At 46.9% G+C, this 12,919-nt stretch carries 9 protein-coding genes; 7 read left to right on the forward strand and 2 right to left on the reverse strand.

Features of this window, described 5'->3' with window-relative positions:
- Nucleotides 1–30 precede the first annotated feature (30 nt).
- Entirely contained in the window at nt 31–1,677 is a 1,647-nt protein-coding gene (gene pgm / locus LG368_RS08155; protein ID WP_226754240.1) for a phosphoglucomutase (alpha-D-glucose-1,6-bisphosphate-dependent), read from the forward strand.
- A 114-nt stretch (nt 1,678–1,791) separates the two neighbouring features.
- Here pgm and LG368_RS08160 read toward each other — a convergent pair whose 3' ends face one another.
- Together LG368_RS08160 and ydiJ are read right to left on the reverse strand one after the other, a co-directional pair.
- Nucleotides 1,792–2,532, reverse strand: a complete 741-nt coding sequence (locus LG368_RS08160) for a spermidine synthase (protein WP_226754241.1) — start codon at nt 2,530–2,532, stop codon at nt 1,792–1,794.
- 116 nt (nt 2,533–2,648) lie between these two features.
- Nucleotides 2,649–5,756, reverse strand: coding sequence for a D-2-hydroxyglutarate dehydrogenase YdiJ (ydiJ, locus tag LG368_RS08165; protein ID WP_226754242.1), 3,108 nt, complete (start codon nt 5,754–5,756; stop codon nt 2,649–2,651).
- A 208-nt stretch (nt 5,757–5,964) separates the two neighbouring features.
- On the opposite strand from ydiJ, the gene LG368_RS08170 reads away from it, so the two are divergent.
- The 6 genes from LG368_RS08170 to pepN all read left to right on the forward strand — a co-directional run bounded on the left by LG368_RS08170 (nt 5,965) and on the right by pepN (nt 12,824).
- A complete protein-coding gene (locus LG368_RS08170; RefSeq protein WP_226754243.1) occupies nt 5,965–6,921 on the forward strand; it encodes a 1-aminocyclopropane-1-carboxylate deaminase/D-cysteine desulfhydrase in 957 nt (318 codons plus the stop codon).
- 180 nt (nt 6,922–7,101) lie between these two features.
- The gene (locus LG368_RS08175; protein WP_226754244.1) at nt 7,102–7,983 is read left to right on the forward strand and encodes an NAD(+) kinase; all 882 of its coding nucleotides are present in this window, start codon (nt 7,102–7,104) and stop codon (nt 7,981–7,983) included.
- Between the two features lie 73 nt (nt 7,984–8,056).
- Entirely contained in the window at nt 8,057–8,953 is an 897-nt protein-coding gene (locus tag LG368_RS08180; protein ID WP_226754245.1) for a rhomboid family intramembrane serine protease, read from the forward strand.
- 119 nt (nt 8,954–9,072) lie between these two features.
- A complete protein-coding gene (locus tag LG368_RS08185; RefSeq protein ID WP_226754246.1) occupies nt 9,073–9,354 on the forward strand; it encodes a YeaC family protein in 282 nt (93 codons plus the stop codon).
- Nucleotides 9,354–10,178: a DUF2797 domain-containing protein gene (locus LG368_RS08190; protein ID WP_226754295.1), complete on the forward strand. Its 825-nt coding sequence runs from the start codon at nt 9,354–9,356 to the stop codon at nt 10,176–10,178. Before LG368_RS08185 ends, LG368_RS08190 begins: the two co-directional genes overlap by 1 nt.
- A 12-nt stretch (nt 10,179–10,190) precedes the next feature.
- Nucleotides 10,191–12,824 carry an aminopeptidase N gene (gene pepN / locus LG368_RS08195; RefSeq protein ID WP_226754247.1) on the forward strand — a complete coding sequence of 878 codons (2,634 nt, stop codon included), beginning with the start codon at nt 10,191–10,193 and terminating at the stop codon, nt 12,822–12,824.
- Nucleotides 12,825–12,919 lie beyond the last annotated feature (95 nt).

The raw sequence follows: 12,919 nt of genomic DNA on the forward strand, positions 1-12,919 counted from the left end.
ATTTCGACGGCTTAAATAGGACTTTTTTATATGGCGCTTCATCCTCAAGCAGGGCAGCTTGCTTCCCACGATTTACTGGTTAACCTTCCTCAGCTCATGACGGCGTATTACACCAAGCAACCGCGTGTGAGCACGCATCCGGATGAGCGGGTGGCATTTGGTACGTCTGGTCACCGCGGCAGCGCGTTAAATGGCAGTTTTAATGAACGTCATATATTGGCCATTGCGCAAGCGATTGCAGAATATCGCCTGGCTCAGCAGATAACCGGTCCTTTATACCTAGGCAAAGACACCCATGGACTTTCCGAAGCGGCATTTCAAACCGTATTGAGTGTACTAACCGCTAATGGTGTACGTGTTCGTACCCAGCTTGGTGGCGGTTACACGCCTACACCGGTGATTTCCCATGCTGTGTTGACACATAATCAGTCTGAGTCGGATGTGAGCGATGGTATTGTGATTACGCCTTCTCACAATCCGCCAGAAGACGGTGGTATCAAATACAATTCCAGTAAAGGTGGTCCTGCTGACAAGGCGATCACTGATTGGGTAGCCGAACGCGCCAATGCGTTATTGGAAGCAGAGCTTGATGGTGTAAAGCGATTTTCTGAAGAGCAGAGTGTGCAAAGTGGTTTGATTGAGCCGTTTGACTACCTTAATCATTATGTTGATGACCTAGGTAATGTGGTTGATATGGCGGCCATCGCGAACGCTAAGATACGCATAGGGGTTGACCCTATGGGCGGGTCGGGCATCCATTATTGGCAACCCATTGCAGAAAAATATGGGTTAGACATCACGGTAGTCAATACAGAGGTGGATGCCACTTTTCGCTTTGTACCAAGGGATAAAGATGGGCGTATCCGTATGGATTGTTCTTCCCCTTATGCTATGCAAGGTCTGCTAGCGCTCAAAGACGATTTTGATATCGCCGTGGGCAATGATCCGGATTATGATCGCCATGGTATTGTGTGTGCGGGTTCTGGTTTGATGAATCCGAATGCTTATTTAGCGGTGGCGATTGAATATTTAGCGCAACACAGACCGAATTGGCCACAAGATGTTCAGTTTGGTAAGACGCTGGTGTCGAGCGGTATGATTGACCGTGTCGTGTCGGGGCTTGATCGAACCTTATGTGAAGTGCCCGTTGGCTTTAAATGGTATGTGGATGGCATGCTAGAAGGCAGTATGGCCTTTGGTGGCGAAGAGAGTGCAGGGGCTTCTTTCTTGCGTAAAGACGCCGGTGTTTGGACCACAGACAAAGATGGCTTTATTATGGCGTTGTTGGCGGCTGAGATCTTGGCCGTGACAGGCAAAGATCCACAGACGCTGTATGACGCACAGGTTGAGCGCTATGGACGTCCTTTTTATAAGCGTATTGATGTTGCGGCTACGTCGGCACAAAAAGCCATTTTGGGTGCTTTAGACGCAAAAAATGTGACACAAAAAAACCTTGCAGGCGAAGCGATTGTTTCTGTATTGACTCATGCGCCGGGTAATGGGGCAGCGATTGGTGGTCTTAAGGTGTCAACCGAGAATGGCTGGTTTGCTGCTCGTCCATCAGGCACAGAAAGTGTCTATAAGATTTACCTAGAAAGCTTTGTGTCTGAAGCGCACTTGTCTGAGTTGGAGAAAGAAGCCATTGCTCTGGTGGATAACGTGCTCGCCGCTTCTTAGCGCGACAGTTCAATTCGTTATTTCTTGAAACTCCCTTAGTGTCACAGATACTAAGGGAGTTTTTTTGTGCTACTTTCTATAAGGTTGTTTTGTGGGTGTGGCCTGTAAGTGTTGCTATAGCTCTGTGAGTCGAGACAGCCATTTTGTTAGAGAAAACCCCAGTGTATGACTGAGTTTTTGTGCTTTTGATTTGAGTTCTTTGGCGTTGTCTGTATTGACCCGCTTTCCGGCAATAATAACCCAGTTGCCACTGCCTGTGTCCAGTGCTCTGATGTCATTAAAATGCTTTTTGATAATTTCAGTAAGTTCATTATTATTTTTATCATTAACCCAACAATTCAAGGCTAACCAACCATCTTCTTTAATATTGTTAGCGCAGTGGGCGATAAAGCTTGCCTGCAGAACATTGCGATCCATACCATCAGTGTTGTAAAGGTCTGTCATTAATACATCGACTTTTTTGGGTAATCCTTTCGCCATGTGTTCAATGGCGTTGTCGACCTCTAGTGTAATGCGCTTGTTTCTCGGTAGTTTGAAATACATTTCTGCGGCATCCATCACCTCTTGTCGTAATTCAACCGCAGTGATGTGTATCGCCGGTACAGCGTGATGCAGGGCATGAAGAAGGGTGCCGCCGCCTAACCCTAAGATACAAACGCGTTTAGGCTCAGTGAATAAGAGAGGGAGCATCATGGCTTGAGTGTATTCGTGCTGCAAAATGTGAGGAGTAGAAAGACGTATACGGCTCTGCTCATCGCCTTCAGCAAAAGAAAGAATGCGATATTGACCATCGTCGAAGACACGAATAGGGCCTAACTCGTCTGCGCTGTCATGGAGTAAGTTTTGGTGGCTCATGGGTTTCCTTTTGCTAAAAAAATAAGGCTCGGAATACCGAGCCTTATTGATAATCAAAGAGCCACTTTCAAGCTCTTTGCTGTACTTATAGGGGAAGTCGATTTACGAGAATCAACTTAGTGTTTCTGGTCCGGGCTGTCTGACACCGTGTCAGCGGGCTGCGCTTCGCGTAGGTGCTTAAGCAGCGTCTGAATCGGGTGGGGAATGGCAACGTCATCAAAACGTTTCGCTTGTGTTCGACAAGAATACCCGGTGGCAACCAACTTACCAAGCAGGCCGGGATCGTTGACTTTTTCTTTCCACGACAAGTCATAGATGGTTTTTGACGTCTCTTTGTTGGCAGACTCGTGGCCATAGGTTCCCGCCATTCCGCAACACCCAACGTTCTCTACTTTGAGCTCCAGTCCTAAAGTTTCATAAACTTTCTGCCAGTCTTTGATTGAGCCAGCGGCATTGGTCTTTTCAGTACAATGTGTCATGAGGTGATAAGTGGTGCTATCACAACGTAGAGGCTGTTTGGCGAGATGCTCCTGTTTGTCCATAAGCCATTCTTGCATCAGCTGAATGGAGGGCACTTGTCTGCTGTCTGAGAAGGATTTGGCGTATTCAGAGCGATAGGTCAGCGTCATGGATGGGTCGATCCCGATAAAGGGCAGACCGTAAAAAGACAAACTCTGCAGCATATCTAGGTTTTTACGAGCCGTTTTGTTAAATGCCTTCATAAAGCCATGGACATGCAAGGGTTTGCCATTTGGCATATAGGGCGCGAGGTACGCTTGGAACCCTAAGCGACTTAATGCTTCCATAGTATCCAGTACCAATTCTGTTTCGAAGTAGCTGGTAAAAGCATCTTGCACCACAATGACGGCACGAGAGCGATCTTTTAAGCTTAACGACTCTATCGCTAACGGCGTTGCTAGACGGATGCCGCGACGTGACATTTCCTTTTTGAGATTCAGCTTGCTCAGTTTTGGGTTGTCCGTTAAGCCCATGTATTTGCTGCTAAGATGGTTTACCCAGCTACGGCTGACGAGCCAGTTGTAAGGTTGAGGGAACATGGCCATGGTGGGCATCATGAATTCCAGTGAGCCAACAAGGTAATCTTTTGCTGGGCGTAAGTAGCGACTGTAGTACAGCTCAAGAAACTTGGCTCTGAACTCCGGTACATCGACTTTAATCGGGCATTGACCGACGCAGGACTTGCAGGCAAGACATCCCATCATGGATTCATGCACTTCGTTTGAGAAATCGTATTCACCGCGACGTTTTGCTAGCGTGTTTTTCAGTCTTGGAATGAAGTTCATTACGAAGCTGGCGTCTTTCACTTGGTTGCTTGCTTTGACGGTGTCCACACCCTGTCCACTCATGCCGCGAAGCCATTCGCGCATCAGTGACGCACGGCCTTTTGGTGTATGGCGGCGATCGCGCGTGCCTTTCCAAGAAGGGCACATGGCATCGTTTGGATCAAAGTTATGGCAAGCACCGTTACCATTACAGTACATGCCCTCTTTAAACTGATCACGGTTTTGGATCGGAATTTGACGATCAAGCTGACCGCGCAAAGGGACTTCGTCAATTTTTAATAAATCAGCGCCCAATTCAAACGGCGTCGCGATCTTGCCAGGGTTGAGCTGATTGCGCGGATCAAAAGCGCCTTTGACTTGTTGTACGCTTGGGTAGAGGTTGCCGAAAAAAGCCGGCGCGTATTCTGAGCGAACCCCTTTACCGTGTTCTCCCCAAAGTAAGCCATCGTACTTTTGTGTCAAGGCGACCACTTTATCCGTGATGTCTCGAATCATGGGCTCCTGGCTTTCATCTTTAAGGTCTAAAGCCGGACGAACGTGTAATACACCGGCATCAACGTGGCCAAACATGCCATATTGGACCTGATAACTGTCAAGCACCGCACGGAACTCCATAATGAAGTCGGCTAAGTTTTCAGGTGGGACGGCGGTGTCTTCGACAAAAGGAATAGGGCGCTTTTCGCCCTTGGCATTACCAAGTAAACCAACAGACTTTTTCCGCATCGCCCAAATTTTATTGACGTTTTCGTGCCCCATGGCGATGGTGTACCCCAAAGCACTGCTGCCGCCACTTTCGGCTAAAGCGTCCAGCGCATCCGTTAGCACTTTGATGTTGTTGGCGACTTCTTGCTCGTCGTTGCCGGTGTACTCAACCAGATTGATCCCTTGAATGTCTTCACCGGCGTTTTCAGGGAAAAACTCTGAAACCGAATTCCAGATAATATCGCCTTTTGCAAGGCCTAAGACTTTGGAGTCGACGGTTTCAATGGAGGTTGGCTTGGCCGTAAGCAATTCGCGAGCGTGACGTAATGAGCCTTCAAAACTGTCGTAGCGAATGTTCACCAAAGCGGCGAAAGTGGGAACGGGCAAAAGGTTCACTTTGGCTTCTACAATAAAGCCTAAGGTGCCTTCCGAACCACACAGTACGGAATTCATATTGAACTGGCCGTCATCCGTACGAATGTGCGCTAAATCGTAGCCGGTTAAGCAGCGGTTTAACGCTGGGAAAGTCTCTTTGATTTCTTGCGCTTTATTCTTCTGAATGCCGTCTACTACTCGGTGCGCATGCGCTGAATAATCATTGCCACTTTGAATTTGTGCAAGGGTATCGTCGTCGATTGGTCCTGATTCTAATAAATGACCATCAAGCAGTACGGTTTTTAACGACAATACGTGGTCGCGGGTTTTACCGTACATCACCGAGCCTTGGCCACTGGCATCTGTATTGATCATGCCACCCACTGTTGCCCGGTTGCTGGTGGACAGTTCAGGGGCAAAAAACAATCCGTGCGGCTTTATTGCTCGGTTAAGTTGGTCTTTTACCACACCTGCTTCTACTCTGGCCCAGCCTTCCTCGACGTTGACTTCGAGTACGCGATTCATGTGTTTTGATAAATCAACAACAAGACCGTCCGTTAAGGATTGACCATTTGTCCCAGTACCGCCACCGCGTGGACTGAGTACAATATCTTGAAAAGCCTCTTCGTTAGAAAGGTTGACGAGGTGTTGTATGTCTTGCACGCTTTTAGGGTAAATCACCCCTTGCGGTAACACTTGGTAAATGGAATTGTCGGTCGAAAGAACGACGCGGTTCGCGTAGTCTGGGTTGAGATCGCCTGAGAAACCAGCGGCTTTTAAGCGTTCAATGAAGGAAAGGTATTTCGCCTGAACTGGCGAAACTTCAGAGAGCTTCGGAATCATGTTTCATCTCCACAAATGATGAGTGCGCAAATTTTATCAAATAAACGGGTTGTTGAGTGATCTTTTTGTGACGAAAAAAAGACGGGATCAAGAGACAAAAAATCACATCAACAACATTATGTTTGAGCATCACCATGGTCTAGGTCATTAGTGACTGTGTTACTCTTATGACAAATTTTTTATTATCTGTTTCAGTTGGAATCTTGCTGTGTCATACCTTCAAACGGTTGTCTTGCCTTACGCTGATGGCGAGGCTTCAGATCAATCCCATTACGTGGCCATGTATCGAGGTGACCTTGAGAATAAAGAGGCGCCCGGCAACAAATGGCATAAATTGCGCTATCATCTGTTGGCCGCTAAGGCGCAAAAAGTGTCGACGATTGCGACATTTGGAGGGCCATTTTCTAATCACCTGCATGCCTTTGCTGCTACGCTTGAGTCGTTGCCGCTGAATGGAGTGGCCGTGGTGCGCGGTGAATTGCAACCCAGTTTGACACCGACTTTAAGGGACATGGTGGACAAAGGTATTGAGCTTTGGCCTTCGTCAAGAGCCGATTATCGCCTTGGTGACGCGGCGGAGATTGTTGCTCAGATTAATCGCTTGTACGGTCAGGTGTATTGGGTCCCTGAAGGTGGAGGCGGCGTGCTCGGTGCACAAGGTTGTCGGGATTGGGCGGCATCGATTCAAGCCCACTGTCCGGACTTTGATGCTTGGGTTGTTTCCTCTGGGACGGGCACTACAGCAGCCGGCTTTTTGTCCCATATCGATTTGTCTCATAGCAATTTATCTCATGGCAATGCACCGGATCTGCATGTGTTTAGTGCACTTAAAGGGGAGCCTCGTCAGCGAGATGAGATAGTGGCAATCGCTCGTGCCGTGTCTAGCGGAGAAGAGCGTAATTTGTCGGATAGGTTATTTTTTTACTCCGATTGCCATGAAGGGGGCTACGCAAAACTGAATGCGACAGTGAGGCGTTTTTTGTGTGACTTTGCGCGCATGAATCCGGCTATTCCGTTAGACCCCATTTATACTTCTAAGGCAATGTTCACCGTGTCTCAGTTAATATCGGCAGGGCATTGGCCCTATAAACGCACCCTGTTTATCCATACAGGGGGTATGCAGGGGTGGCGAGGTTACGCCAAGCACTTCAATCCTTTTTTCTAAAAGCCGCAGAATGACCCACTATTTCGTGCCTAAATAGCGCTTATTAATCCGATAGCGATATTAGGCGCCTTCATGTTAGAGTTGCTGAACTTACGCCAACCCACATGAAGATTAGCGTCATGACAATAACAGCATAGTGGGTGACTTTGTTAACATCGATTGACGGGAAGAGAATGACGCATGGGTTTTTTTAGACGTGTTGGAATTATTGCTCGATTAGACAAACCTCAGATTTTAGACACAGTCAAAAAACTGATGGAATACCTTCAAGGTAAAGGTGTTGAGCCGGTACTTGAAGACCAGTTGGCCGCGATGATGCCAGGTATTAAAGTAGAGTCGTCTATTCTTAAGGAATTGGGTGACCACTGCGATATGGTGATGGTGGTTGGCGGTGACGGGAGCTTTTTAGGGGCGGCCCGTGCCATTTGCAATTACGATATCCCTGTTCTGGGAATAAACCGAGGCACGTTGGGTTTTTTGACCGACATTTCACCTCATAATTTACAGGAAGAGCTCGATCCTATTTTTCGCGGCGAATACCACGAAGAAAAACGCTTTATGATTGAGGCGAAAATCAAACGTCAAAATCGCCCTAGTGGTGAGGGCATTGCGCTGAATGATCTTGTTTTGCACCCGGGTAAATCAGCACGAATGATACGTTTTGATTTGTTCATTGACGATCAGTTTGTGATGAATCAAAAGTCTGATGGTCTTATTGTGGCGACGCCAACCGGCTCTACGGCCTATGCATTGTCAGCGGGTGGGCCTATTATGCTACCCAAGTTAGACGCCCTTGTACTGGTGCCAATGCACCCGCACACCTTGAGTAATCGTCCTATTGTGATTGATGCAAATGCGCGTATTCGTATTGTGGTGTGTGAGTCTAATCTAACATACCCAAGTGTCAGTTGTGATGGTCAGTTGAACATTACAGCCGCACCAGGAGATGAGATTTTTATTACGAAAAAAACCGGTAGCATCCGTTTGATTCACCCTAAAAATCATGATTTTTATAATGTGTGTCGTGACAAACTCGGTTGGCAGACGGGTTACCGTCCATAACCTAATCCCTTGCCATGGTATCAGCCGTACCAATGGCTGTGTTTTATTATCTTTATAGGCAATATTAGGCGCTATGTATCTTATTTATGAGTTTGCCAACACTGAGGACCCTGCTGCGATTACTGCTGCCTTGTGGCGTAACAAGGTGGCCCATCAGGTCGTGTCAAAGGATGGAAAGCAGCAACTTTGGATCACAGACCCTAAACAACTTTCAACAGTCGAGGCGTTATTTACTGTCTGGAAGCAAGATCCAGAGCGCCTAGCCACCTTTCACCCTCATACTTCCTTCTCCCAACCAGTCGATTCGCTTTCTAGTCAGCATTCTTCTGGTTCTTTTGCCGCCAAGTTTAAACAAGCGCCAATGACGGCGTTTGTGTTGCTGGCGACCTTGCTGGTGGCTGTCATTACGCAACTGGGGGGCGATTTGGCTACGGTTGGGTATTTTTCCATTAGTCCGTTTGAAGTGAGAAATGGTCAAATCTATTTTTTTACTTTATCGCAAGTGACCGAAAAACAAGAGTACTGGCGTTTCTTTACACCCGCTCTGCTGCATTTTAGTGTGATGCACTTGGTGTTTAACACGTTATGGGTGTGGGATATTGGCAGTAAGCTCGAACAACGCCTTGGTTCGCTTATATGGAGTCTTGGTGTGTTGGCGATTGCTGTTACCAGTAACCTTTTACAATATCAAATAAGTGGCTATCCCTTGTTTGGTGGCTTATCGGGTGTAGTGTATGGCTTGATTGGTTTTGCTTGGTTGGTTCCTTTATTGAATCGACGCTGGCCTACACTGGTCAGTAAGCCACTCATGGTGTTTTTTGCGCTTTGGCTTTTGGTGGGTTACACGCCTTTTCCCGAGATGTTGGGGTTAGGGAGCATTGCTAACACAGCGCATACCATCGGGTTGATATCCGGCTTGGTCTTGGCGCTATTGTATTGGGCAATGACCCTTCGTTCTGCGCACAAATAAAGTCGTACAAATAAACGAGATACAATGAATCCATAACCTTCCTATGCTTGTATCAATATAGCGTGATAAAGCAACGCATAACCGTATGAAACAGTAAATGAAAAAAGAGAGAAGCAGCGATGAACTTTAAAGAAATGATCGACAATATGTCACCTGAAGTTTATGTCAGATTAAAGCAAGCGGTTGAATTGGGTAAATGGCCCAATGGTGTTCGTTTAACACCTGATCAAACAGAGCTTTGCTTAGAAGCCATTATTACCTATGACTACAAAAACAAAGAAGAAAAGGACCGCGTTGGCTTTATTGATACAACAGGGCATAAAAGCCTCGGTGGTAAAGACACGGAAAAAGAAGAAGACACCATTAAATGGGTAAGCGACGATCCAGAGGGACGCGCTTAATGCTGCACGGCAATTTAAAGAAAATGTTGACGCAAGTAAACGACAAGCAGGTCTCTTATCATCTGGATCTGGGTGAAGACCGTGTCTCAGTGAATGACCTCATATCAAAAAAAATATCGTTGCACTTGGACGGTGTGATTCATTGTACTCACTGTAAAAAGGTTACTAAGAAGTCGTTCAGTCAAGGTTTTTGCTACAACTGCTTTCGTAAGTTAGCCGCGTGTGACGTGTGCATTATGAGTCCGGAAAAGTGTCACTTTCATTTAGGCACTTGCCGTGAGCCAGAATGGGCCGAGCGTTACTGCATGCAGAGCCACTATGTTTACCTTGCCAACTCATCGGCATTAAAAGTAGGTATTACCCGTGGTGATCAATTGCCTACTCGTTGGATTGATCAGGGTGCGACACAAGCTCGTCCTTTGTTTCGAGTGCAAAATCGACGCATGTCGGGGTTGGTTGAAACGCTGTTTAAATCAGAGGTTGCAGACAAAACCAACTGGCGCAACATGCTTAAAGGCCTGGCCATTGAAATGGATTTAGAGCAAGAACAGGAACGCTTAATTGGTTTGCTGTACGAAGGGCTCGACAGCTTGCAAGCAGAGTTTGGACTGCAGTCCATTACTGACTTGTCCGACGAAAATGAGACTCATGAGTTTATCTACCCTGTTTTGGAATACCCAACCAAAATTAGCAGTTTGAACGCCGAAAAAACGCCTCTTATTGAAGGCACCTTGATGGGTATTAAGGGGCAATATTGGATCCTTGATACGGGTGTCATCAATATTCGTAAATACACCGGTTATCAAGCGACATTGAATTTTTAGGAGCAACCGAACATGAAAGAGAGCCAACCTTCCGCGATTTATCTGAAAGACTACCAGGTGCCTCCTTATCTTATTGATAAAACAGAGTTAACTTTTGATCTTGATGAAGCGACCACCGTGGTCACATCACGCTTGCACATGCGCCGTAACCCAGAAAGTACACAGCAAAACGCACCTCTCGTTCTTGATGGTGGCGAAGATGTGAAACTTATTGGCGTGGCAGTGGGTGACTGTGCTTTACCGGCAGAAGCGTATCGTGTAAACGAAGACAAGTTGGTGATTGATTCCACCCCCGATGCCTTTGTCTTGACCTGTGAGACCTTGATTGAACCACAAAATAACACAAGTCTTGAGGGGTTATACCGCTCATCTTCCATGTTTTGCACTCAGTGTGAGGCGGAAGGCTTTCGACACATTACGTATTACTTAGACCGTCCAGACGTCATGTCTGTGTTTACTACGACCATTATTGCGGATGAAACGCGTTACCCTGTGATGCTGTCAAATGGCAATGAAGTAGAACGTGGCAAAACGGAGGAAGGCAAAACTGTTGTTGTCTGGCACGATCCTTTCCCTAAGCCTGCGTACCTTTTTGCTTTAGTGGCGGGCGACCTAGCAGTGAAAGAAGATGTTTTTTTGACTCAGAGTCAGCGTGAAGTGGCACTGAAAATTTTTACCGAGTCTCATAATATCGATAAAGTGGATTACGCAATGGAAGCGCTAAAACGCTCTATGCGATGGGACGAAGAAACCTATGGTCGTGAATACGATCTTGATATCTTTATGATCGTTGCGGTTGATGACTTCAATATGGGAGCGATGGAAAACAAAGGCCTCAATATTTTTAATTCGTCTTGCTTGCTTGCCAGCCCAAAAACCACCACAGACGATAATTTCTTACGTGTCGAAGCGATTGTTGCTCACGAATATTTCCACAACTGGTCTGGTAACCGTGTGACCTGTCGGGACTGGTTTCAGTTGAGTCTGAAAGAAGGCTTCACCGTTTTCCGAGATCAGTCTTTTTCGGCTGATATGCATTCTGACACGGTCAAGCGTGTAGAGGATGTGTCTTTCTTGAAAACGGCGCAGTTTGCCGAAGACGCGGGTCCAATGGCGCACCCCGTACGTCCTGCTTCTTTCATTGAGATCTCCAATTTTTACACCTTGACGGTATATGAGAAAGGCTCTGAAATTGTTCGCATGATTCATACTTTGCTGGGCGAAGAAAAATTCCGTGCAGGATCTGATTTGTACTTTGAGCGGCATGATGGCCAAGCGGTAACCTGTGACGACTTTGTGGCTGCGATGGAAGACGCATCGAGTATTGACTTGACGCAGTTCAGAGATTGGTATTCTCAAGCGGGGACACCGATTGTCACTGTCACAGACTCTTATGATGAAAGCACAAAGACTTACCAGCTGACCATGACGCAGGAGACACTGCCGACACCGGGCCAAGACAGCAAGGTGGCGTTGCATATTCCGGTGCGTATGGGCCTATTGAGTCAAGAGGGTGATCTATTGCCGTCTTCATTAGATGGTACGGTGTCAGACGAGCATGTTTTACACTTAACTGACTTCGAGCAAACGATGACTTTTGAGAACGTGTCCTCTCGTCCTGTTCCCTCTTTACTGCGCGGTTTCTCTGCACCGGTTAAACTACGCTATGAGTACTCAGCGCAAGACTTATTGCTACTGATGTCCAGTGATGCAGATGGCTTCAATCGTTGGAGCGCAGCACAACAATTGGCGGTAAACGAGTTAACACAGCTCATTAATCAAGCCATTCAAGGTCAAGCCTTATCCGTTGATTCGACATTGGTGGATGGCTTTAGAGCGCTACTAAACGATGGCAGTTTAGATCCTGCTATGGTGGCGTTAATACTGGCGCTGCCGAGTCAGGCTTACTTGTCTGAACTGGCGAATCCGATTTATCCTGCCGCCATTAAGCAAGCCCGACAGCATCTGAAAAAGCAATTGGCAAACACCTTATCAGAGGAATTTGAGCGCACTTATCACGAGCACAACATGGCTGTGGATTATCAAGCGACGGCAGAGCAAATTGCGCATCGCTCCTTGAAAAATACCGCGTTGTCTTATTGGGTCGAAACAGGCACTGAGGCGGCGATCGCGGCATTGACCAAACAGTATGAAACAGCGGACAACATGACCGATCAGTTCTCAGCGTTATCCATTGCGGTTCATGGGCAACTGAGCAACGCGGGTGACTTGTTGGCGTCATTTTATCAGCAATGGCAAAACGAGCCTTTGGTGGTGAACAAGTGGTTGGCATTAAGCGCAGGTCAAGAGCAAGACAATGCGTTGCAACATGTGCAAAGTTTAATGGCACATCCTGCATTTGATCTAAAAAATCCTAATAAAGTGCGTTCTGTTTTGGGTGGCTTCGGTCAAAATGTGTCAGGCTTTCATAATGCCGATGGCAGTGGTTACCGTTTTTTAGCCGACCAAATTATTCTGCTCAACAAGCGTAACCCACAGATTGCCTCGCGTTTGTGTACACCGTTAACTCGTTGGAAAAAGCTAGAGCCCACTTTGAGCGCTTTGATGAAAGCTGAGTTAGAGCGCATTTTGGCAGAAGACTTGTCGAAAGATGTCTATGAAGTGATCACCAAGAGTTTAAACTAACACCTATTGTTTAGGTTTTTGCAGTAAACAAGGCCCTGTTAAGTGGTGTGTATGAAGTGACATCTACGCCCACCATCTTGACGGGGTCTTTGCAT

It is taken from the genome of Marinomonas algarum (assembly GCF_020532605.1).
Taxonomy (GTDB): Bacteria; Pseudomonadota; Gammaproteobacteria; order Pseudomonadales; family Marinomonadaceae; genus Marinomonas; species Marinomonas algarum.